At 61.2% G+C, this 21,614-nt stretch carries 19 protein-coding genes and 1 tRNA gene; 2 read left to right on the top strand and 18 right to left on the bottom strand.

The features are described 5' to 3' along the window. Positions 1-467: 467 nt before the first annotated feature. Positions 468-1,781 (top strand): DUF2130 domain-containing protein, encoded by a 1,314-nt coding sequence (locus AC628_RS17075; RefSeq protein ID WP_074127957.1) that lies wholly within the window; start codon positions 468-470, stop codon positions 1,779-1,781. A gap of 180 nt (positions 1,782-1,961) precedes the next feature. Here AC628_RS17075 and AC628_RS17070 read toward each other — a convergent pair whose 3' ends face one another. The 18 genes from AC628_RS17070 to AC628_RS16985 all read right to left on the bottom strand — a co-directional run bounded on the left by AC628_RS17070 (position 1,962) and on the right by AC628_RS16985 (position 21,126). Beyond that, positions 1,962-3,104, bottom strand: a complete 1,143-nt coding sequence (locus tag AC628_RS17070; protein ID WP_074127956.1) for an MFS transporter — start codon at positions 3,102-3,104, stop codon at positions 1,962-1,964. Between the two features lie 453 nt (positions 3,105-3,557). Next, positions 3,558-4,604, bottom strand: a complete 1,047-nt coding sequence (hypE, locus tag AC628_RS17065; RefSeq protein WP_074127955.1) for a hydrogenase expression/formation protein HypE — start codon at positions 4,602-4,604, stop codon at positions 3,558-3,560. Continuing rightward, complete coding sequence (gene hypD, locus AC628_RS17060; RefSeq protein WP_074127954.1) at positions 4,604-5,743, bottom strand: hydrogenase formation protein HypD; 1,140 nt, start codon at positions 5,741-5,743, stop codon at positions 4,604-4,606. The genes hypE and hypD overlap by 1 nt, the downstream gene beginning before the upstream one ends. Next, positions 5,740-5,976 (bottom strand): HypC/HybG/HupF family hydrogenase formation chaperone, encoded by a 237-nt coding sequence (locus AC628_RS17055; RefSeq protein ID WP_074127953.1) that lies wholly within the window; start codon positions 5,974-5,976, stop codon positions 5,740-5,742. The genes hypD and AC628_RS17055 overlap by 4 nt, the downstream gene beginning before the upstream one ends. Position 5,977: 1 nt before the next feature. Continuing rightward, positions 5,978-8,257 (bottom strand): carbamoyltransferase HypF, encoded by a 2,280-nt coding sequence (gene hypF, locus AC628_RS17050; protein ID WP_074127952.1) that lies wholly within the window; start codon positions 8,255-8,257, stop codon positions 5,978-5,980. Further along, positions 8,254-9,192: a hydrogenase nickel incorporation protein HypB gene (gene hypB / locus AC628_RS17045; protein ID WP_074127951.1), complete on the bottom strand. Its 939-nt coding sequence runs from the start codon at positions 9,190-9,192 to the stop codon at positions 8,254-8,256. Before hypB ends, hypF begins: the two co-directional genes overlap by 4 nt. After that, positions 9,192-9,533: a hydrogenase maturation nickel metallochaperone HypA gene (gene hypA / locus AC628_RS17040; RefSeq protein WP_074127950.1), complete on the bottom strand. Its 342-nt coding sequence runs from the start codon at positions 9,531-9,533 to the stop codon at positions 9,192-9,194. The genes hypB and hypA overlap by 1 nt, the downstream gene beginning before the upstream one ends. Beyond that, positions 9,526-10,623: a nickel-dependent hydrogenase large subunit gene (locus tag AC628_RS17035; RefSeq protein ID WP_074127949.1), complete on the bottom strand. Its 1,098-nt coding sequence runs from the start codon at positions 10,621-10,623 to the stop codon at positions 9,526-9,528. Before AC628_RS17035 ends, hypA begins: the two co-directional genes overlap by 8 nt. A gap of 109 nt (positions 10,624-10,732) precedes the next feature. Then, positions 10,733-11,593 carry a hydrogenase expression/formation protein gene (locus tag AC628_RS17030; RefSeq protein ID WP_074127948.1) on the bottom strand — a complete coding sequence of 287 codons (861 nt, stop codon included), beginning with the start codon at positions 11,591-11,593 and terminating at the stop codon, positions 10,733-10,735. 406 nt (positions 11,594-11,999) lie between these two features. After that, positions 12,000-12,290 (bottom strand): HypC/HybG/HupF family hydrogenase formation chaperone, encoded by a 291-nt coding sequence (locus AC628_RS17025; RefSeq protein WP_074127947.1) that lies wholly within the window; start codon positions 12,288-12,290, stop codon positions 12,000-12,002. A gap of 30 nt (positions 12,291-12,320) precedes the next feature. Beyond that, entirely contained in the window at positions 12,321-12,905 is a 585-nt protein-coding gene (locus AC628_RS17020; protein WP_143201650.1) for a HyaD/HybD family hydrogenase maturation endopeptidase, read from the bottom strand. 12 nt (positions 12,906-12,917) lie between these two features. Further along, on the bottom strand, positions 12,918-13,637 hold the full coding sequence (gene cybH, locus AC628_RS17015; protein WP_074127959.1) for a Ni/Fe-hydrogenase, b-type cytochrome subunit: 720 nt from the start codon (positions 13,635-13,637) through the stop codon (positions 12,918-12,920). Between the two features lie 22 nt (positions 13,638-13,659). After that, entirely contained in the window at positions 13,660-15,450 is a 1,791-nt protein-coding gene (locus tag AC628_RS17010; protein WP_074127946.1) for a nickel-dependent hydrogenase large subunit, read from the bottom strand. A gap of 8 nt (positions 15,451-15,458) precedes the next feature. Further along, the gene (locus tag AC628_RS17005; RefSeq protein WP_074127945.1) at positions 15,459-16,559 is read right to left on the bottom strand and encodes a hydrogenase small subunit; all 1,101 of its coding nucleotides are present in this window, start codon (positions 16,557-16,559) and stop codon (positions 15,459-15,461) included. Between the two features lie 903 nt (positions 16,560-17,462). Continuing rightward, entirely contained in the window at positions 17,463-18,443 is a 981-nt protein-coding gene (locus AC628_RS17000; protein ID WP_074127944.1) for a PDR/VanB family oxidoreductase, read from the bottom strand. An 11-nt stretch (positions 18,444-18,454) separates the two neighbouring features. Next, positions 18,455-19,207, bottom strand: coding sequence for a GntR family transcriptional regulator (locus AC628_RS16995; protein WP_074127943.1), 753 nt, complete (start codon positions 19,205-19,207; stop codon positions 18,455-18,457). A 3-nt stretch (positions 19,208-19,210) separates the two neighbouring features. Continuing rightward, entirely contained in the window at positions 19,211-20,260 is a 1,050-nt protein-coding gene (locus AC628_RS16990; RefSeq protein WP_074127942.1) for an aromatic ring-hydroxylating dioxygenase subunit alpha, read from the bottom strand. A 584-nt stretch (positions 20,261-20,844) separates the two neighbouring features. Next, positions 20,845-21,126: a helix-turn-helix transcriptional regulator gene (locus tag AC628_RS16985; protein ID WP_074127958.1), complete on the bottom strand. Its 282-nt coding sequence runs from the start codon at positions 21,124-21,126 to the stop codon at positions 20,845-20,847. A gap of 377 nt (positions 21,127-21,503) precedes the next feature. Here AC628_RS16985 and AC628_RS16980 point away from each other — a divergent pair. Next, positions 21,504-21,579, top strand: a tRNA-Ile gene (locus tag AC628_RS16980). The last annotated feature ends 35 nt before the right edge of the window (positions 21,580-21,614 follow it).

Below are 21,614 nucleotides of genomic sequence, written 5' to 3'. Positions count from 1 at the left end.
TCCTGTTTTGAGTGAAGGTTGCGAACCCCTCATCTCAAGACAGGACGCCCCGTTGCGCTATCGTCTTGGCTACGCTGACCGCAGCAGCGCCCTACCGCGCGAGCGGTTTAGTCCTGTGAGCGCAAAGAGGACCTTGCCAACCCTTATCTTGGGAGTTCGGCAAAATTCTCGCTGACCTCGGTGTGCCGAATGATGCCAGCGGACCATCTCAAAGTCGCTGTCGCTTGCTCAAATGAAGTGAAGCGGCTGATGGCGGAGAAGAAGACCAGATTGAACCCGCTGGGCTGGTCGGCATGAAGCGACCCGGCCCATCCAAGCCTGTTTCGTTGGCATTTCAAGCTGGTTTTAGTGGAAAAGCCGCTGCGAGGGATTACGGCATTCGACCGGAACGTTGAAATAGCGATAAAGCCATACCTGAAGCCGGGCGATCAGCTTTATCCCGCCCTAGCCGCAGACCGGGAGGGTTCATGACATTTAGTGCGACCGCGGCCACCAGCGCCCCCGAGCCCACCCTTCATTGTCCGAATTGCAACCACGAGATCCGGCTGACTGAATCGCTCGCCGCCCCGCTCCTCGCGGAAACCCGCCAGCGCTTCCAAGAACAGCTCGCGAGGAAGGACGCGGAGCTCGCGCGCAAGACCGAAGCACTCCGGCAGGAGCGCGAACAGCTGCAAAAGGATCGCGAGCTGATCGAAGACCAGGTGGCGCGACGCTTGGCGGCCGAGCGCAACCAACTTGTCGCGATGGAGGCCAAGAAAGCGCGTGATGCGGCCGCAGCCGAACTGGAGGCACGTACAACCGAATTGGCCGAGCTCCGGCAGATTCTCGAGGCGAACAACACCAAGCTGGCGGAGGCGCAGCAGGCCCAGGCCGCGCTTATCCGCAAGCAACGAGCACTCGATGACGAGAAGCGCGAACTTGATCTGACCGTTGAGAAACGTGTCCAGGCTTCAGCTGAACAGATCCAGGCAAAGGCAAGGCAGGAAGCTGACGAAGCCGCTCGACTGCGAGTCGCGGAAAAAGACCAGACAATCGAGTCGATGGCCCGCACAATCGAGGAGCTGAAGCGTAAGGCTGAGCAAGGGTCACAACAATCGCAGGGCGAGGTCCTGGAGCTTGAGCTGGAAGGCGTTCTTCGCGGCCGCTTTCCAACTGACCTGATTGAGCCGGTGGGCAAAGGCGAACTTGGCGCAGACGTCGTGCAGCAGGTCAATGGCTCTATCGGGCAGGCCGCGGGCATTATCCTCTGGGAATCCAAGCGCACCAAGGCTTGGAGCGACGGGTGGCTTGGCAAGCTCCGGGATGATCAGCGCCGCTGCGGAGCCGATGTTGCGCTCATCGTATCACAGGCGCTTCCAAAACATGTCGAACATTTCGATCTGATTGACGGGATATGGGTGACGCACCCCCGATGTGCTCTGCCGGTTGCGGTGGCCCTCCGTCAGGCACTTATTGACGTCACCGGCTCGCGCCTTGTGCAGCAAGGCCAGCAAACGAAGATGGAGCAGGTCTACCATTACCTGACGGGGACTAAATTCCGGCAGCGGGTGGAAGCGGTAGTTGAGAAGTTCAACGACATGCGTGATGACCTCGACAAGGAACGAAAATTCATGGGGCGGCAGTGGGCCAAGCGGGAAACGCAAATTTTGGCCGTCGTCGACTCGACGGTCGGGATGGTCGGAGATCTTCAAGCCATCGCGGGCAAGGCCATGCCGGAGATCTCAAGTTTGGACATCCAGCTGCTGGAGAATGGCGTCGAACCGGAGCGAAAGGCAGGATGAGTGATTGTCGGCAAGCCGGACGCATATTCGAACCTGCGGCGGCAGACCGTCCCCATGCCGCCTGAACGGCCAGTCACGCCGCGGCCTTGTGGAATGTCGCCTCTTGGAAAGATGGCAGCTTGCGCAGACGGCGGATGAACCTATCAAAAATCGAATTTGCAAGGGCAGCCACACCACAACTCAGTGCCAGTCCGCCATCACGATCGGCGCCACGAGCGTGACGGCGCACAGGAGCACGCCCAGCATTGCGAATGCCCATGGAAGGCCGGCCATGTTTGAGATAAGGCCGACGATAGCAGGACCGACGAGCATACCCGTGTAGCCGGCCGACGTGATGACTGCGATTGCAAGGCAAACCGGCATTGTCTTCTGTTTGCCGGCCCGGCGGCACAGCACCGGCACAATATTCGCAGCACCCAATCCGATAAGCAGACACCCCGCCATGGCAATTGCCCCAACAGGCGCCGCTAGCAGCGCCGCAAAACCTGCCATGATCGGCAGAGTTCCGAACATTAATGTGGCGCGATCGCCGAACCGCGTCACGACGGCATCTCCGCCGAGGCGGCCTGCTGTCATGGCAATGGAAAACAACATGTAACCGAAGCCGCCATGCGCCTTCGAGACAAGACCTTGATCAACGAGAAACAAGGCGCTCCAGTCGAGCATTGCGCCTTCGACAAGAAAGGTCATGGCCGCAAGCGTTGCTATGAGCAACACGCCGCGATCGGGCAGGACGAACCCTAGCCGTTGCTCGGTCCGACCCGTTGCGAGAAACCGCGGCCATGCCAATCCAAGCGCGATCGTCATCAACGCCGAACAGATCAATGTTGGAGCAAGCGCGTCAGTGCCGAGCGAGAGGGAGGTAGTCATAATAGCGCAGCCGGCAACTTCGCCAATGCAGAAGTGCGCGTGGAAGCCGGACATCAACGGACGGCCGGCGGCGCGCTCTACTTCGGTTCCGTGAACGTTCATGGCTATGTCGATCGAGCCAAGCGAAACCCCGAAGGCAAACAGCACGGCGCCGAGGCAAAGAGGTGTGCTGGCCACAACAAGCCACGGCAGGATGAGCGCAAGGCCAAGACCGCCACCAAGAATGATGGTCTGGCTGCCGTAACGCGCATTCGCCGCGCCGGTGACGAGCATAGCAACGGCGGATCCAACGCCAAGCCAGAGCAACACCAGGCCAAGCACGCCATCATCGATCGCAAGCCGCTCCTTGGCGAGCGGCACAAGAGGTGCCCATGAGGCAAAGCCGAATCCGGCTACGAAAAATGCTAATCGGGTCGCGAGCAAGCCGGCTGGCCGATCGGTAGACGATAACACAGGGCACTCCGGCGAAAAAATAGCCCGCAAGCGTGGCGCCGACCGCCTTTGGGCACTCGCCTACGAGCGATGCGCGGCTAGACGATCATACGTCGGGCTGAACGTTCCACTCGTAGCAAGTGTGATGCCAAAGATGACGCGCGACGTCCCGTGGTGTGAGCCTCAGAGCGGTGCTGAAGCCTCGATAGCGCATTGCCGCTTGCATGTCGGATCGGTCCGTGCGGCCCAATTGACCATGCTGCGTTTGCACATCATTTCATGACTGTCGCAGGCACAACAACGCTGGTCGGCCATGTCGCAAAGCGGACAAGGACCATGCCGCAGTTGCCAGGTCGAAGTCGCGCGATGCGGCGTGCACACTAGGTATTTCAAGATGACACGCCTGCTCCAGAGGCGGGAACAATTGAGACTTCCCGGAAGTCGAACCAGTCCTTCGTGCCGGCGCTGGCGCCTTCAACAAATCCGGGGCAGTTGTTCGCCCGACAACCAGTCGACAATTCGTCCGCCGCCAAAGCTGGTCGACATCTGCACCAAATGATGATGATCGGCGACCGCTTCGCCGATATCAGCTGCATCGCACCCGAGCGGATGGGCCTTCATGGCGGCAAGCACGGCATCCGCCATATCTGCCGCCACGATTGCAACGAGTTTGCCCTCGTTGGCAACATGGAGCGGATCAAGCCCAAGGAGTTCGCAGGCAGCCGTAACGACCGGCTTTACCGGGATAGCCTCTTCCTGCAGGCGGAATCCGAGGCTCGATTGGTGCGCAATCTCGTTGAGCGTTGCAGCAAGACCGCCGCGCGTGGGATCGCGCATCACCCGGATGCTGGCGCCGCCGGCCGCAACCATCACGGCGACGAGATCATGCAGAGCTGCGGAATCCGAGACAATGTCGACCTGGAAAGCCAGGTTATGACGTCGCGACATGATCGCAACCCCATGGTTGCCGAGGCAGCCGGAAACCAGCACCCGGTCACCGATCCGTGCGTTCTCCGCGGACAGCTCGAGCCCGTTGGCCAGAACGCCAACCCCCGTCGTCGAGATAAACAGACCATCCGCCTTGCCCCGCTCGACGACCTTGGTGTCACCCGTGATGATGTGAACGCCGGCGGCACGCGCCGCTGCGCCCATCGAATCCGCAATCGCCTTCAGATCCGAGAGTCGGAACCCCTCTTCAAGGATGAAACTTGCCGCCAGATAGAGTGGACGCGCACCGGCCATCGCGACATCGTTGATTGTGCCGTGCACCGCGAGTGACCCAATATTGCCGCCGGGAAAGAACAGCGGTGAAACCACATAGCTGTCAGTCGTCATCACCATCCTGCCCGAGCGGACACCGAAGGCCGACTGATCGTTGCAACGGGCGAGCCATTCATTGCCGAACGCTTCGTGAAACAGGCCGAGGACCAGCTCCGTCGTGGCGCGCCCCCCGGAACCGTGGGAAAGGTCGATGCATCCGTTCTTGATATCGAGCTTGCGCTGATAGGACTTCACTCGCATCACGCCCGCCGCAGCTGATGGCCGCGGCCCCGGCCATACGTCCAGTGCGCGGCACAGGCGCCTTCCGATGAGACCATGCAGGATCCTATGGGGGTTTCCGGTGTACAGACCGTTCCGAATAGCTTGCAGTTGACAGGCCTCTTCATGCCGCGCAGGATGGCCCCGCACTCGCACGCCGGATTGTCGGCAACGGGCTGTTCGTGCATCACGAAACGTGCCTCGGCGTCGAATTTGGCGTAAGCTCGCTTCAGCTTCAGCCCACTATCGGGTATGAGCCCGAGCCCACGCCATTCGAACTGGTCGCGGAGCTCGAAAACGTTAGACATCTCTTCGACGGCGCGGTGGTTGCCTTCACGCTTCACCGCACGGCTATATTGGTTCTGCACCTCGGATCGGCCGTCATTCACCTGCCGCACCAGCATCAGGATGGCCTGCATCACGTCGAGTGGCTCAAATCCCGCGATCACGATCGGCTCGCCGAATTCGTCGGCCAAGCGCCCGTAAGGCTCCGTACCGATGATAGTGCTGACATGCGCAGGCCCGATAAAGCCGTCGATTTCGGCCTGGCCAATAGTCTGGATATCGGGACTATCGAGAATGCTTTGCATCGCCGGGGGAGTCAGCACGTGGTTGCAGAACACGCTGAGATTCTTCAGCCGCTTCTTCTTGGCAAGCCGGATCATCACTGCCGTCGCAGGCGCCGTGGTCTCAAATCCAATGGCAAAAAAGACCACCTGCTGATCCGGCGTGTGCTCGGCGATCCGGATCGCATCGAGCGTCGAATAGACCATTCGAATGTCAGCGCCGAGCGCCCTGGCTCGTAACAGGGATTGTCCTTGCGTGCCGGGCACTCGCATCAGGTCGCCGTAGACACAGAGAGTGACCTGCGGCCGGGCGACTAACCGGATCGCCATGTCGATCCGGCTGGTGGGCAGAACGCAGACCGGACAGCCCGGGCCGTGGATCAAGCGGACATTCGCCGGGAGCAAGTCCTCCAAGCCATAGCGGGCGATCGCATGCGTGTGGCCGCCGCAAAACTCCATGAACCGGTAGGCCCGTTGTGGATTGGCCTCAGTGCCGATCGTCTGCGCGAGACGCTGGGCAATGATCTTGTCGCGAAATTCGTCGGCATATTTCATGACCCGAGCTCCTGCTCGACGTTACCGAGTTCCTGCAGGAGCTCCAGCGTACGCTCGGCTTCCGCAGGGTCGATTTTGGCCAGGGCGTAGCCGACATGGACAAGGACGTAATCCCCCACGGCGAGATCATCGATCAGCGCAATCGATATTTCCAGGCTGACGCCATCGATGGACACAATGGCCATGTCACCGGGAAGGAGTTCGGCGACCTCAGCCGGTACCGATAGACACATATCAGGCTGTTCCTTCCGGAGCTTGCGGCTGCTCAGCAGTCTGAAGAGCGGCGATCCACGCTTGGCCGAGGCTCAAGCCGCCGTCGTTAGGTGGAACCTGCCGTGGCAACAGCGCAGTGAGGCCCGCCGCAATGCAGCCGCCCTGGATTTCGTCTGCGAGCACCGCGTTCAGGAAGCAACCACCGCTCAGAACGACGGTTGTGATACCAGTTGTCTGCGCAGAGGTTGCGACCCAATCAACGCAGCCGGCGGCGAACGTGCCATGAAACAGCTCGGCTCCCTCAGTGGCGCCGATATCGTTTGCAACCAAGCGCGCAAACAGTGGACGAAATGACAGAACGCCATCATTGATCATCCAACCCGCTTCTTGCACCGCAGTCTGCCGCACCCGCGCCTCGAGCTTCATCGCGGCTTCCCCCTCATAGCTCTGCAGGGTCGCAACCCCGAGCAGCGCCGCTGCTGCATCGAACAGCCGGCCCGCGCTGGTCGTGGTGGCCCCGCAAGGCCGATCGAGCAATGCCCGCAGATGCTCAGCCTGCGGCTGCGAGGCAAAGCGACGCGCAATTTCATGTCCCCGTCCCAAACTCTGAAGTATCGCGCTCGCCATTCGCCAGGGCTCGCGGGCTGCACGATCCCCGCCAGGCATTTGCAAGGGTGCGAGATGTCCGATGCGTCGAAACCGGGCGCCGTCGCACAACAAGAGCTCGCCACCCCAGTTGCCGCCGTCGCAGCCATAGCCATGGCCGTCGAGCAGAAGGGCGAGCGTAGGCGCGGTGAGACTATGCTCTGCGATGACGGCAGCGGCGTGCGCGTGATGGTGCTGGACAGCGATCAGAACGCAGCCGCTTGCTTCGGCAAAGCGGGTAGATGCCATGTCGGGATGCAGATCATGGGCCATGACGACAGGCCTGACGTCGAGGGTCGAGATGAGATGGCGGACCGTCTCCCCGAAAACGCGAATACCTTCAGCCGTATCGAGATCGCCGATGTGCTGGGAGACAAATGCTTCGTTACCCCGCGTAACGGTGACAGTTGATTTCAGCGCGCCGCCGACGGCGAGCAGGGGCGGCACGGACCTCGCAAGCCGGATCGGTTCGGGAACATAGCCGCGGGCGCGGCGAATGAATTGGCGCCGTCCGGCCACGACCGACACCACGGAATCATCAGCACGCGTAAGGATATCGCGATCATGAGTCACAATAAGATCGGCGATGTCGGCAAGCCTCCGCAACGCCTGGCCGTTGTCGATCGGTAGCGGTTCGCCTCCGAGATTGGCGCTGGTTGCGACGATGACCGGACCACCACTCTCAACGGCCGGACCGCCATCCCTCCGCATTGCGCCAATCGAGCCGAGCGCATGGAAGATAAGGTGATGCAGCGGGGCCACGGGCAGCATGACGCCGAGGCGCGACAGGCCGGGGGCTATCGCGGGCGCAAGCCGGTTGCGCGAGCGCAGCAAAACGATCGGGCGAGCTACGGTTTCCAGCAATGCGAGCTCGGCGGCGTTGGTCTCCGCAATCTCGTTGGCCTGCTCTATGGAGCCGATCATGACCGCGAACGGCTTCTGGTCGCGCTGCTTCCGCTTACGCAAACGCCGCACCGCGTCATGATTGGCTGCATCGCAAAGCAGCTGATACCCTCCAAGCCCCTTGATCGCCACGATCCGGCCGCCGGCGATCGCCGCGGCAATATTATCGATCCCATGGCTGAGCTGAGGGCCGCATATCGGGCACGCGATTGCCTCGGCGTGAAAACGACGGCTCAAAGGATCGGCATATTCGGCCGCACAGGCGGCACACATCGCGAAGGCCTTCATCGCAGTGTTGCGGCGATCATACGGGAGCTGTCCGGCAATGGTGTAGCGCGGGCCGCAATGGGAGCAGTTGATGAAGGGATAGAGGTAATAGCGGCTTGTTGGGTCGAACAACTCATTCAGACATTGCTGGCATGTCGCGGCATCTGCGACGATCCGCGTCGACGACCTGCCCTGTTCGCTGCGGCGGATCGAAAAGTCTTTGGCCCCAAGCGCGCCGATCTCCTGAACCGAGATTTGGTCGATGCGCGCCAATATCGGCCTTTCGAGCGGCAAGGCGGCCACGAACTCGGACGTACCCTCACCCTCGACCTCGATGATGACGCCGTCGGGATCGTTGGCGACAAACCCGGCGAGCCCATAACGAGCAGCGAGACGATATACATACGGACGAAAGCCGACGCCTTGAACGGCGCCGCTGATGCGTAGGCGCAGACGCGTTCCCGAGCCGGCGATTACCTCGCTCATCGCGCCGTGCCCCCGACGGGATGGGTCTGACCTGCCACTTGCTTCCCAATCCAGGCGTAGAGCGCGGCAAAGCCCTCGCCGGTACGCGCTGAAACCGTCAGCACTTCGATCCCTGGACTGACGCGTCTCGCATACTCGACGGTCTGGTCCAAATCGAAATCGACCAGGCGCGCCAGATCAATCTTGTTGATCAGCATGAGTGACGATGCGGCAAACATTTCTGGATATTTAAGTGGCTTGTCTTCACCCTCGGTGGTCGAGAGCACGACGATCTTGCAGGCTTCGCCGAGATCGAACGCCGCGGGACAAACCAGATTGCCGACATTCTCGATGAAGAGAATGCCGTGGTTGAGTGGCGGCAAGCGGCGATAAGCCTCGCTGACCATCGTAGCATCGAGATGGCAGCCCTTGCCAGTATTGATCTGAATTGCAGGCACGCCGGTCGCGCGAATGCGCTCGGCATCGTTTGAGGTCTGCTGGTCGCCCTCGATGACCCCAAGCTGCCAGCTCCGCTTGAGCTCGCTGACGGCGCGGACGAGGAGCGAGGTTTTTCCCGCGCCAGGACTTGAAACAAGATTGAACACAAGCATGTCATCGGCCAGGAATCGGGCGCGGTTGTCGGCCGCGATCCTGTCGTTCCTGCCGAGGATGTCGCGCCCGATCTGAATGACCCGCTCGCTGCTCATGCCCGCAACCGTCAAGCCGGCCGGGTCAGCCGCGCAATCCAAAAGCGCCCGTCCGCCATGAGCCCGCTGATGGTTGTGATCATGATGGCGGCGACGATGAGGGCGGTGAGAATGATGCACGCCCTGGCCGGTATGCACATGATCAAGGTCGTGACCATGTGCATGGCGATGACCATTGGCATGCGCACCTTGCGCGTGGGTGCGTTCGGTGGAGGGCACTCCTTCGCTACAGCCGCATATGCTACACATCAGTCGATCTTCAACTCTTTGACCCGCATCTCTTCACCCGCAGTCACCTGCAGCTGGTAGCTGCCGCAGCGGGGGCATGGCTCGCAGCGCCGGGAAATCTCGACGCTTGTCGAACAGGCCAAGCACCAGGCGAGGCCAGGCTGCTCGACGATCTTAAGAACCGCGCCGTCGGCGATGGTCCGCGCAGCAACGACCGCAAAGCTGAGCTTCATCGCTTCCAGAGCGACATAACTCAGCGCTCCGACCTCCAGACACACGGTCTTCACCTTTGAAAACGATCGCCGGCGCGCCTCCTCCTCGACAATCTGGATGATGCCCTCGCAAAGCGCCATTTCATGCATCGCAGGGTTCGCGAAAGTTGAGGGTGAAGGCGGCGCAAGGGTCGAACGATTCAATCATCGCGCGAATTGCAGCTCGTGCCTGCGGCCTGGCCATCAGCACCGCGCCCTGCAAACTGCGGACCAGCGGTCCGCGCGCGTGGAAATTCCATTCGGTCGGCGTAAGACATTCGAAGCGCGATATCTGCCCATGACGATCGAGCTCGACCGCGTGATAAAGACGTCCCCTGGCGCATTCGATCGCGGCCGCACCACGGCGCGGTCCCAGCCCGTAGCTTTCGGCGATCCCATCCTTCGCTGTCTCGATATGAGCCCCGGCTTTGAGCCAAGCGCAGAGCCCGACGATTTCGGCGATTCTCGCCTTCAGCCGCTCAGCCGGGGCCGACCGGCCTGGCGAAAGCCGGCCACGCAACATTTGGCGCGCCCATGGCCCCGTCTCGGGAATACCGCGTCCTAGGTCGGAGCAATGGCAAACCCGCACGTCGTTCGAGAGCAGCCGTTCAATGATGTCGTGGTCGTCGGCAGCGGACAGGAACGAGTGCTGCATCGGCACAGGCTTCAATACGGCTTCGTCAAGCGCGGCGATGCGAAGCGCGAGCGGGCTGCCGGACGTCGGCGCGCCACCTTCATTTGATATGCCGAGAGCCGTCAGCGCGGCCGGGACACGCGCCGTTGCCTCGCGTGGAACGGGACCGCAGCCGGCCTCTACGCTGCCGACAAGCGCCGAGACGTCCTGCATCAGGACGCGGATCGCGCCGGCACTGGTGGCATCCTTCGCGAAATGGGCGACAAACAGGCCCCGGAGCAGTTCCGCCAGCCGCTCGGCAACGACCCGGGTCGTACGATGCTGCCTCGTCGCAAGGCTGATGCCTACGCCGCGCGCCGCCTCGATCGCGGACTGGAATGCCACCTGATGCGCGGCAGCACACAACGAAAACAGCCGAGGCAGCGCATTGAGCAACGAACTGGCTGGTCTTCCGGCGAATAGCCGCGCCAGTGGCGGCCGGACGGGCGGCAGGATTTCGACCGTGGCAATCTTGTCGCCAGCAAGCGATACGGTGACCTCTATTCCGTTACTAACGGCGTGGCTCATGCGCACGCCCTCGTGCCCTCTGCGAGATCGTAGGCGATCCGGCAGATGCCGCACCCCATGCGCGCGTCGTCTGCGAGATTCTCCCGGACGGCAACAGTCTCGAAGCTCGTCATTCGAAGTAGGCCTCGATGATTTCCTGCATGCGTTCGGCGGAATCCTCAAAATCCTCGTCGGTTGCCAGCGCAACCGTCGGGACGCCGCCAACCTCAAGCGTATCCAGGATGATGCTATCTGTGGAATTGAAGAACTGCACCGACCAGACGTTCCGGATGCCGGTCGCCTGCACGCGGCACGTGCCGTAGCCGCGCGAGGTGAGCAGGATCGGCCCGTTGCCGACGCTTTGCTGCAGAAACGCCTGGTCGACCGGGCTCATCGGCAGGAGCGTGAAGTTGATGATATGCGCGCTCATGCCGGGCCGCCAACCCAGCGCCCGTTCTCGAATTTCCGCGAGCACCGGTAGCACGTTCATCGCGCCTTCCGGCGCCGCATAGATCGTAAGATTAGTCGACGTCAGGTCGGTTGCCGCGCGCCGCACGATCTGCGGTATTGCGCCGACTTCGATATATTCTTGTGCCTGGTCGCTGCCGATGCACACGCGCCAAATTCCTGCAAGCAACGTTTCTTCGATCCGTGCCACAGAGCCATCCGGCAGCGCAGCGACGCCGGCGATTTCGCCCGTCCCAAGTACGTCGGCAATCAGCTTGCGCTCAAGATCGCTGAGAGTCGCAAGCTTGAACAGCTGCGTTTGTGCAGCGCTCTTCTGGCCGGCAACGGCAGCGGCGAGGTTTGACAACAGTGCCACGGCATTCGGACAATTCCTTGCCAGCTCGACGCCATCGAGCGAAGCGAGCTTGGCGAGCGCGGCAGCAGCCGTCGGCCCGCTATGGCCTGCCTCGAGGCTTTCCGCGCCGGTCGGAAACACGCTCAGCCGATGCTCGGCGCCTTGCGCAAAGGAAATGCCTGCTTTCATGACGCGACGTTCGCTCGTGCGGGCTGAGAAGTGACATTCTTGACGACAGACGCTCCGGCGCGCAGGTGATCAATGAGTCTGAACATGTGGTCGGTCAAATTCTCCATATCCCGGCCCGTGCGTCGTTGCTCGCGGTCACGGCCTCGGACGGACCGCGCCGTGTCAAATCATGCTTTCCCGACTGAAAGCTCATCAGCTCCTTTCTATCGTCGCGGTTCACGGGATGGGTGTTAGCAAGGTGTGTGCCAATCACCGTTTTGTCGCAGTTATGCATTCCGCTCCGATCAGCAGTGCAAGGCCCCGCGTGGCATCCTCGGCGTGGAGCTTGTTTCGGCGCGAGACTCGTTATCCATGAACAACGGCGAGTTGAACAATGGCAAGTAAGCGGGACGGCAAGCGACGCCTGCTAGCGGAGGTGCCCGGGCAGCTGCGGCTCGCGACCGATCAAATCCGCAAAGAACCGGTCGTAGTCGTGGCCATTGATGGCCGCATCGAGGCCGTCGAGGGCCTCAGCGATCAGCCGAGCCTCATCGTCCTCCAGGAGCCGCACCGCGGTATCGATATGGACCAGCACCTTGGCGCCGACCGGCGGCTTGGAGAGCAGCATGACCGAGACGAACCGTTTTTCATTGCCATACTCGCACAGCGCCGAGATACCGTCGGTCTCAATAATCGTCATTGGCAGGCCAAGGCACATCGTAGCCAACACATCGTAACCTGCGAGCCGCTAGATCGGCCGCGCCCTCATCTCATAGTTTGCATGGTCGATATCGTTCGCTAGCAAACCTTCCGAGGGAGGGAACGGCGCGGTCCGAAGTCTTGCCGGCGCCCCCCACTGCATCAAAAGTTCGCAAGCCAATTCGATCGCGGGCGCAATCTGGGTGCGCACCGGAGCGGTCAGCGGACCACCCCAATTCTCCAGATCCATCGGCTGACAGCCAATGAGAGCAAGCTCTCGCGGGCAGCGGCCAAGCAGGTCGGCCGCACTTAAGACGTCCTGAAAGCCGGTCTGATGCAGGCTCATTTTCTTGGCGGCGGTGAACCTCGGCACCTCGTCGTCCCGCATGAGCTTCAACTGGCCGGGCGCAAGTCCATAGTCGATGGCATCGAACACGATCAGGCAATCGGCTTCCTCGAGAAAATTGACCAAATAGAGCCCTTGCGTACCGCCATCGAGGACGGTGACGTTGTCAGAGACGGCGTAGCGGCGGTGGAACTCTTCCACCGCCCGCACGCCGAATGCCTCGTCGGCCCACAGGATGTTGCCGATGCCAAGCACCAGGATACGTTTTGGTTTTTTGGGGGACAGCATCGGCATGCTCAATCAATCGCGGAATTCGCGCTCGCCCGAAATGATTGAAGAGATGATGCTCCGGCGCGACATGATATCCTCCCAGACCGCCGCGTAGATGTGGAGGAGCGCAAAGCACACGATGACCCACATGCCAAGACGGTGCCAGGTATGAACGTCCTGACTGTTCGGCCAGATCGCAAACACCCAGCCGAACAGCTCATCCTGCCAGCTGTCGTTGCCAGAGCCCTGCGCATAAAGTGCAAAGCCTGTGACGATCATGAACGTTGTCGTCAGCGTAAACATGAAGAACATCGCGAGCTGAGCTAGCGGATTGTGCCCGACATGTTTCTTCGGCTCGGCCGCGAGGAAAGCGTACCAGCGCACCGCGTGCCAGAGCGCGCTCCAAAAGCACCTGCGCCAAATCGGCACGTAGAAGATCTGCCTCGCATGGGAGTTTCCCACCAAGGCCAAATAGATGCGCAGCAGGAAGCCGATTGCGAGCACATAGCCTGCAAAAAAATGCGCAAAGCGGAGATAGCCGAACAGGAAATTGTCGTTTGCCTCTCCCGGCATTGACGGTATCCCGGTTCCGATGACGTAGCCCGTTATGCCCAAGACCAGAATGGCTGCCGCATTGACCCAATGCCACAGCCGCAGCGGCTCTTCATAGAGGTAGACGACGTCACGCTCGACACTGCGATCACGCCTTGCCGCATCGTTGCCAATACGGGTGGTAACGGCTCGCGGCATCTTGTCCAGCACGGCGACCTCCTTATCGAACCCTGACCGAAGCCATTTCCTGGCCGTTGGGGCTCATCACGTGGGTCGAGCATGCCAGGCACGGATCAAAGGAATGGATCGTGCGCAAAATCTCCAGCGGCTGCTCTGGATCGGCCATCGGCGTATCGATCAGTGCGGCTTCAAATGCGCCGATATTACCCTTGGGATCGCGCGGCGAGCCGTTCCACGTCGTCGGCACGACGCACTGGTAGTTCTCGATCCTGGCGTCCTTGATCTTGATCCAATGACCGAGCGCGCCACGCGGCGCCTCGGTGAAGCCGTATCCCTTGGCCACCCTCGGCCAGCTTTCCGGGTTCCACTTGCTGGTATTGGCCGTTGAGGTGTCCCCCGCCTTGATGTGAGCCACCAGCTTGTCCTGAAAATAGCGCAGCTGATGCGCCGCCCACTGGCATTCGAGCGCACGCGCTGCGGTGCGGCCGAGCGTCGAGAAAAGCGCCGTCACGGGAAGATCGAGTGTCTTGAGCAGTCTGTCGGTCGGATCCCTGAATTCCGCTTTGCCTTGCGCATAGCCTATGATGCATCGCGCCAGCGGTCCTACCTCGACGGCGTTGCCGCGCCAGCGCGGCGCCTTGATCCAGGAATACTTGCCGCCCTCGTCGAGCTCCCTGATGTCGGTCCTTGTGCCTTTGAAATTGGGTCCAAGCTGGAAATTCGGCTCGGTGACGCCATCCCAGGGGTGCAGCCCGCTGGACTCGTCGGCGTATTTGTACCAGGAGTGCGCGACGAATTCCTGGATCTGCTCGGGATCACCGTGATCGATCGGCAAGACCTCCTTGAGGTTGCCATCAAGGATGACGCCGCGCGGCAGCTTGAGACTTGTCGCGGAATAATCGTTGGCGTTTTCGGGGATGTCGCCATAGGACATCACGCTCTTGGCCGACAAACCGCCGCCATAGAGCCAGTCTTTGTAGACTGCGCCGATCGCCGCGACATCGGGCAGATATACCTTTTCGACGAACTCGATCGAACGGTCGATGATCGAGGACACCAGGTTGAGCCGCTCCATGTTGATCGCACCCACCGCGCCGGTGCCATCGACATTGATCGCGCAGGGCACGCCGCCTACCAGCCAGTTCGGATGTGGGTTCTTGCCCCCATAGACGGCGTGGATCTTGACGATTTCCTTCTGGAAATCGAGCGCTTCCAGATAATGCGCCACAGCCATGAGGTTCGCTTCCGGCGTAAGCTTGTAGGCCGGATGCCCCCAATAGGCATTCTTGAACGGGCCGAGCTGCCCTGAATCGAAGAACTTTGTGAGCCTGATCTGCAGATCCTTGAAATAGCCCGGTGATGAAAGCGGCCAGGACGAGACCGACTGCGCCAATCTCGAGGTCGCCTTGGGATCGGCCTTGAGTGCGGAGACCACGTCGACCCAATCCAGCGCGTGCAGGTGATAGAAATGTACGAGATGATCATGAACCTGCAGGCAGAGCTGCATGATGTTGCGTATCGAGTTGGCATTCTCCGGAATCGCGATGCCGAGCGCATTCTCAACCGCGCGCACGGAAGTCAGCGCATGGGTGCCGGTGCAGACGCCGCAAATCCGCTCGGTAAACGCCCAAGCGTCGCGCGGATCGCGCCCGCGCAGGATGGTTTCGATGCCACGCCACATCGTTCCGCTCGAGACGGCATTGCGGATCACATTGTCCGAATCGAGGTTGACCTCGACACGCAGATGACCCTCGATCCGAGTTAGCGGATCGACGACAACGCGCTTGCCGGCCCCATCGAGCTTGAACCCATTGGGGGTCTTCACGCCCACCTGTCCCCCTAGCCCCGATGATTGTCCTGAGCTGCGCCATCCCCTTTACGGGTGAGCCGCTTCGCGGCCGTGACCGCCGCATGCGCGGCAAGGGTAAGACCGGCAACGCCGGCAGCCGCCATCCCGATTTGATCGGCGTTCTTCTCGATGCCGAATTGCTTGATGGTCGTGAGGTGGTCATAAGTCGAGCCCCTGTCCCAAAAGCCGTCTTCGGTGCAGGCAAAGCAGCCGTGACCGGACTGGATCGGGAAGGAAATGCCGCCGTTCCAGCGGACGGTCGAGCAGGCGTTGTAGCTGGTCGGTCCCTTGCAACCCATCTTGTAGAGGCAATAACCCTTGCGCGCACCCTCGTCGTCCCACTCCTCGACAAATTGGCCAGCATCGAAATGGGGACGCCGATAGCACTTGTCGTGGATGCGCTGGGAATAGAACATCTTCGGCCGCCCCTGGCGGTCGAGCTCGGGAAGTTTTCCGAACGTGGTGATGAAGGTCACAACGCCGGTCATGACTTCAGCGATCGGCGGACAGCCGGGCACTTTGATAATCGGCTTGTTCGTTATCACCTTATCGATTGGCACAGCCCTCGTCGGGTTGGGCTTGGCCGCCTGCACGCAGCCCCATGACGCACAAGTGCCCCAAGCGATGATCGCCATGCAATCGTCCGCCATCGAGTTGAGCTTTTCGACGAACGGCTTGCCGCCATCAATGCAGAACATTCCGCCTTCGTTCAGCGGTGCATTACCCTCGACGGCAAGCACATACTGGCCCTTGTACTTGACGCGGGTCTCCTCAAGAATAGCTTCGGCTTGGTGTCCTGCCGCCGCCATGATGGTATCGTCATAATCGAGCGAAATCATCGACAGGACCGCGTCTTTGACAAGCGGATGGGCCGAGCGGATAAAGCTTTCAGAGCAGCAGGTGCATTCGAGCCCATGCATCCAGATCACGGGCATACGCGGCTTGGTCTCGAGCGCGTTGGCAATATCGTTTGCCGCGAGCGGGCCAAGCCCAAGGCTCACGGCCGTCAAACTGCAGAATTTGAGGAAACTGCGACGCGTGATGCCCTGACGTTTGATCACATCGTAGAACGTTTCGCGTGCCGCGACCATCGCCCCTCCAGTGATCTGTGATCAGTTGACGGCTATGACAAATTGCTGATGTTCGGATAGCAAGAAGCAGGCCAATCGCACTGGCCGTCTGACAGATGGAAGGCGTTCCTCTGCCAAGTTGAGATTGCTGAGCCGAGCGTGAGCCGGCAAGCCGTTCGACCTCGCATCCGGATGACAGCGCTCGCCGCCTGCGCCAACGCCTGTACGAAGGATCGATGCCACAAAACGCACGAATGCCCGGTAATGCACCCATGGCGGGCACTCGGTCGCGAGCTCGCGGGAAGGCACGTCATGCTCGAGCAGATGTTCAAGGCGTACGAGAGATAAGCGGCGCCATCGACCGTCCACCCCCCCTGCCATTCGTGTCTGATTTAAAACGCCGATGTGCGAAACCGCACCAACCAACATCATTCCGCCGCCGCGGGGCGAAGGGTTGTCTTTTCAATCGTTCGGCTCGGCCTGCAACGCTTTCACGTGCGGCACGCCGATTGCTGAAATAAGATGCTGCAGTTGAAGACGCCGCACACCTCACCTGTTGAGGAGTCCACAATGAGCCTTGCTCGGTTGATCCTGACCAATCGACGTCGAAGCTAGGCAGAATTGTAGAATGCGGCCTCGAGAAGCGCCGCTCCGGCGCGGCGTCTGCCCGAGGCAGTCGCGGACTGGCGCGACGGCGAGGTGGAGGTGGTGGCCGCCTGGCAGATCTTCACTGATAAGCCGGGCGCCCAGGAGTATGCACGCTTCCTCGACAGGCTGCAGCACACCCTGAACGAGAGCAATAGCCAGGAGTAGGCCAGGCGACTGCGAGGCGAGCACCGCCAGAAGCATAAGCCCCGCTCTGCTTCAGGCCGCGGCGGCCCAGACGAACCCACGACTATTGTCGTGGAAAGCATTGTGACGAGCCTAGACCGCGTCCGGGCGATGCAGCATATCGACCGTGATGGTGCCGCGGGCGCGCGAGACACATGCGCAGATCTTCTCGTTAGCACGCTTCTGATTCTCGCTGAAGAAGACGTCACGATGGTCAACCTCACCGTCGATATGGACGAGGTCGACGGCACAGACGCCACACTCGCCGCGCCGGCAATCCGAAATGACCTCATAACCAGCCGCATTGAGCGCATCCAGCATCGAGCGATCGCGCGGAATCTCGATCTCAATGCCGCGGTCCGCGAGGCGCACCCGGAAATCTTCGGTCGGCAGCAAGCCGCTCGAACCGAAGGTCTCGTAGCGCAGGTCGGGCAACGCACGCCCCGCGCTGGTCCAGGCCCGACGCGCAGCATCGAGCATTCGCATCGGGCCGCAAAACAGGGTCATGGCATCGGGCGGCAGCGAGGCGAACAAGGTGTCGAAATCGAGCCGGCGCCCTTCATTGCCTGCATGGACGACGAGGCGCTCGTTCAGCAAGGTGGCCAGAACATCCAGATAGACAGCATCTTCGCGCGAACGCATCGCGTAATGCAACGTGAATTCGGCTTTGCGGCGGTCGAGCGCCTGTGCTGCCCCAATCAACGGCGTAATGCCGATGCCGCCGGCGATCAGGCAATAATGCCGGCGCGACCAGTCGATCGGTAGCAGCGAGGTCGGCAACGTGATGGTCAGCCGCGCCCCGGGCGCGAGCGACCACATATAGCGCGAGCCGCCGCGGGAATCCTCCGCGCGTCGCACCGCGATACGGTAGCCGGCGCGGTCGCCTTCGCCGATCAGCGAGTAGGACCGCGTCTCGGGGCGGCCACCGACGGTGACGGCGACATCAATATGACTGCCGACCGGGTAGGCCGCACCGTCGAAAATTTCCGGCCTGATCAGGAACTCGCGGATCGAGGACGTCAGATCGCGGGTCGCAATCAGGGTTGCGGGAGTCCAGGTCTCGATGAAACGCATGCGCTCCTCCTTTAATCGCCTGCAGTCCTGATGAGTGCCAGCCCCGGCAGCAGGTCAGAATGCGTTTTATTCTTGAGCACCAGCCGCAAATTGCGCGACGCCAGCCGCGCGTGCTCGCGCATGATCGCCTCAGCCCGCGTACCCTCGCGGTTTTCGATAGCGTCGATCACGACACGGTGTTGATCTTGCGCAATCAAGAGCGTCTCGTGCGCCTGCGGCAGTTCTGATTGGGTCATCACAAAGCCGCTTGGCGAGGCAAACGGCAGCGCGGACGCGCGATCGACCTGCCGGATCAGGGGCGGGCTGCGCGACAATTCGGTCAACAGCGCATGAAAGCGCGCATTCAGCGTGACGTAGGAGGAGAAGGCCTCGATCGAGATCCGATCCTGCTGCACCAGGCCGTCGATTTCCTCGCGACATCCTTTCAGTGGCTCGAGATCGCGCGAAGAGACCCCGCGCTCGGCGGCAAAGCGCGCGGCCAATCCCTCCAGCGTGCCGCGCAGTTCGATCGAGTCCAGGACATCTCGCTCGGAGAACGCCTTCACCGTGAAGCCGCCGGAAGGGATCGCTTCCAGAAGCCCTTCCTCCTCCAGCCGAACCAGCGCCATTCGCACGGGGGTGCGCGAGGCGCCGGTCGTCTCCACCGCCTGCAATTCGGAAATCCGTTCGCCAGGCCGCAAATCGCCCGATAGGATCAGATCGCGCAGGCGGAGCTGCGCGCGCACGGTCTGTGAGACGCAGCGATCACTATCTCGCTCGGCCATGCCCTACTCCGCAGCCTGCCGTTGTTGCGGCGGATTCTCCGCCTCGATCATGCGATCGATCAGGCGGCGTGCCCACATCGCTCCCGCATCGATATTGAGGTTGTAGAAGATCCGATCGGGATTTTCGTCGATCGCGCGCTGCTGCGCCTCGAGAATGAGCTCGTCCTCGCGGAAGATGCTGGAAACGCCTTCGCGGAGTTCGGTGGTCAGGCGCTGTTTGCCCAACCGATAATTGCGCACGAATGCCCAGAAATAGTGGCAGCTTGTATCCGTCTCGGGCGTGATGGTGTTGAGAACAATCCCGTTGACGCCTGCCGAGCGATCGCCTTCGGGCGCGCCGGTGCCGGCCGGCGCGACACCGACGTCGATATTGATGGTGCACGGCGCCGCGAAACGAATGATTTGCCAGCGGTCCACCGGGCCCGCCTTTTGCAGTTGCTTCGCCCAGAATGGCGGCGGAGCAATCCCCTTCATCCAGCGTGTCACGGTGACGGTCACCTCGCCATGAGTGACGTCGAATGGCGCTTCAGCGATGGCGGCATTGCCGATGCTGGCGCCGTGCACGAAGGTTTCGTGCGTCAGGTCCATGAGATTGTCTACGACCAAACGGTAGTCGCATTTGAGGTGAAGGGTCTTGCCGTCGCCAGCCCAAGCGGGATCGTCGTTCCAGTGCATGTCGGGCACCAGCGCTGGGTCAGCCAGCGCCGGATCGCCCACCCACAGCCAGATGAAGCGATGGCGCTCGACGACAGGATAGGCACGCACGCAGGCGGAAGGGTTGATCGTCTCTTGCGAGGGCATGAAGGTGCAGCGGCCCTGCGCGTTGAACTTCAGTCCATGATAGCCGCAGACGACAGTGTCGCCCTCAAGCCGACCTTTTGAAAGCGGCACCAGTCGATGCCAACAGGCATCCTCCAGCGCGGCCACCTCCCCGTTCCTGCGGCGATACATCACAATGTGCTTGCCGCAAATCGTGCGCGGCAATAGCGCCTGTTTCACGTCGGCGTCCCAAGCGGCGGCGTACCAAGCATTCATCGGAAAACAGTGACCCATTCGCTCGCTCCCTCCCTTACTCTCCCTGGATACTCATAGTATACATTTGACGAAAGTATGTAGCAAAATGAGGATAATACGCGCTGAAACTGGTAATTTTTGTGGTGGTATTGATAATTCTGATGAAGTACGTGTATACATTGATCCGGAAGATGTAATCGAGCGCATTCAGGAAGCGGGAAGCCGGCTCACTCCTTTGGCGATCTTTGCTCTCGCGAAGATGCGCAAACCGCTCGTCGAGCCGCTAGCCCGTAAGCAACGCCACCCGGGCGCTGGTTCCTTTGCGGACCGGGGACTGGCCCGCACTTCAGCTCGTCGACCGTCGTTTTGATCACGTAGAGCGTGGCGATTTGTTCGAGCGCTTCGATTGCGATCGGCGCATTTCCGAACGCACCGCGCGCTCCGCCTACCGGCCACCTCGCCTGTGACTGTGACCTACTCTTTGCCTTCCTGTCACTTACGACTAGGCCTGCGGATTCTTATCTTTGAGGTTGAATCGCTTCACTTGCGTTACAGCCCGCGCGCACGGGTTTCGCGTCGCATCGAGCCCATCTCGCGCCACATGCCGTTGTCTGCGCGCCCGGTCAGCGACGTTCCTGGCCCGCGTAAGGGCGCAGTATTGCGAACTTCTTGGCTGGTAGCACCGTCCCTTTGCCGGGATCCGACGTCGACGTCTTGGCGCCGAGATCGGCCCAGGCTTTCAGATCATCCTGCGCGTAGACAACACGACCACCGATCTTTCGATACGTGGGCCCTGTGCCGTACGTGCGATGCTTCTCGAGCGTACGGCCGGAAAGGCCAAGATAACGCGCGGCCTCCGGTGTACGCAGGAAGCGCGGGGATAGGCCGCCCATCGTATTGGGCATTTGAACCTCCAGGGGTGACCAGCGCGCTGGGAAAGACGGCGCTAGCGTGCAGGCGGTCATCATAGAGAAGCGCGCTCTCGGAGGGGGATAGCGAACATTGAGGAGGCAATTTTCGACATCCCTAAACAGGAAGGGCTATTGTTTCGGCGCCGCTTACGCCAGCGGGGTCCAAACGGCATGCGAACTTGGAGGCGGCATCAACTGTCGATTTGGCGGAAGACGCTTCCGCGGCCTGGTGTTCGAATTACCAACGAGGATTTGTGAAATCGTGATGCCGCGTTGCTGAACCGTGGGTCGGAGATTGCCGAAGCCCCGCGCACCCTGTAAACGGTGCCCGCCACCGTTGCCGGCCGCGCCACGCGGCCCGGAAGGCGGCGGGGCCTGTAGCTCAATGGTTAGAGCCGGCCGCTCATAACGGTCTGGTTGCAGGTTCGAATCCTGCCGGGCCCACCAGTGATTTCAAGGAGGGGTCGTCTTCGACTGGAAGA

Source organism: Bradyrhizobium sp. NAS96.2 (genome assembly GCF_001908235.1).
GTDB lineage: Bacteria > Pseudomonadota > Alphaproteobacteria > Rhizobiales > Xanthobacteraceae > Bradyrhizobium.
The sequence above is the reverse complement of the archived record's forward strand: the minus strand, read 5'-3'. Positions and strand labels throughout refer to the sequence as shown.

Bases quoted from the DNA above. Each gene is read 5' to 3' on its own strand.
- AC628_RS16995 (WP_074127943.1), bottom strand. From the start codon at position 19,207: ATGGCCGAGCGAGATAGTGATCGCTGCGTCTCACAGACCGTGCGCGCG.
- AC628_RS17020 (WP_143201650.1), bottom strand. From the start codon at position 12,905: ATGCTGTCCCCCAAAAAACCAAAACGTATCCTGGTGCTTGGCATCGGC.
- hypA (WP_074127950.1), bottom strand. From the start codon at position 9,533: ATGCATGAAATGGCGCTTTGCGAGGGCATCATCCAGATTGTCGAGGAG.
- AC628_RS17035 (WP_074127949.1), bottom strand. From the start codon at position 10,623: ATGAGCCACGCCGTTAGTAACGGAATAGAGGTCACCGTATCGCTTGCT.
- cybH (WP_074127959.1), bottom strand. From the start codon at position 13,637: ATGCCGCGAGCCGTTACCACCCGTATTGGCAACGATGCGGCAAGGCGT.
- hypE (WP_074127955.1), bottom strand. From the start codon at position 4,604: ATGCGAGTGAAGTCCTATCAGCGCAAGCTCGATATCAAGAACGGATGC.
- AC628_RS16990 (WP_074127942.1), bottom strand. From the start codon at position 20,260: ATGGGTCACTGTTTTCCGATGAATGCTTGGTACGCCGCCGCTTGGGAC.
- AC628_RS17005 (WP_074127945.1), bottom strand. From the start codon at position 16,559: ATGGTCGCGGCACGCGAAACGTTCTACGATGTGATCAAACGTCAGGGC.
- AC628_RS17030 (WP_074127948.1), bottom strand. From the start codon at position 11,593: ATGAAAGCAGGCATTTCCTTTGCGCAAGGCGCCGAGCATCGGCTGAGC.
- AC628_RS16985 (WP_074127958.1), bottom strand. From the start codon at position 21,126: ATGCCCAATACGATGGGCGGCCTATCCCCGCGCTTCCTGCGTACACCG.
- AC628_RS17055 (WP_074127953.1), bottom strand. From the start codon at position 5,976: ATGTGTCTATCGGTACCGGCTGAGGTCGCCGAACTCCTTCCCGGTGAC.
- hypD (WP_074127954.1), bottom strand. From the start codon at position 5,743: ATGAAATATGCCGACGAATTTCGCGACAAGATCATTGCCCAGCGTCTC.
- hypB (WP_074127951.1), bottom strand. From the start codon at position 9,192: ATGTGTAGCATATGCGGCTGTAGCGAAGGAGTGCCCTCCACCGAACGC.
- AC628_RS17075 (WP_074127957.1), top strand. From the start codon at position 468: ATGACATTTAGTGCGACCGCGGCCACCAGCGCCCCCGAGCCCACCCTT.
- hypF (WP_074127952.1), bottom strand. From the start codon at position 8,257: ATGAGCGAGGTAATCGCCGGCTCGGGAACGCGTCTGCGCCTACGCATC.
- AC628_RS17000 (WP_074127944.1), bottom strand. From the start codon at position 18,443: ATGCGTTTCATCGAGACCTGGACTCCCGCAACCCTGATTGCGACCCGC.
- AC628_RS17025 (WP_074127947.1), bottom strand. From the start codon at position 12,290: ATGTGCCTTGGCCTGCCAATGACGATTATTGAGACCGACGGTATCTCG.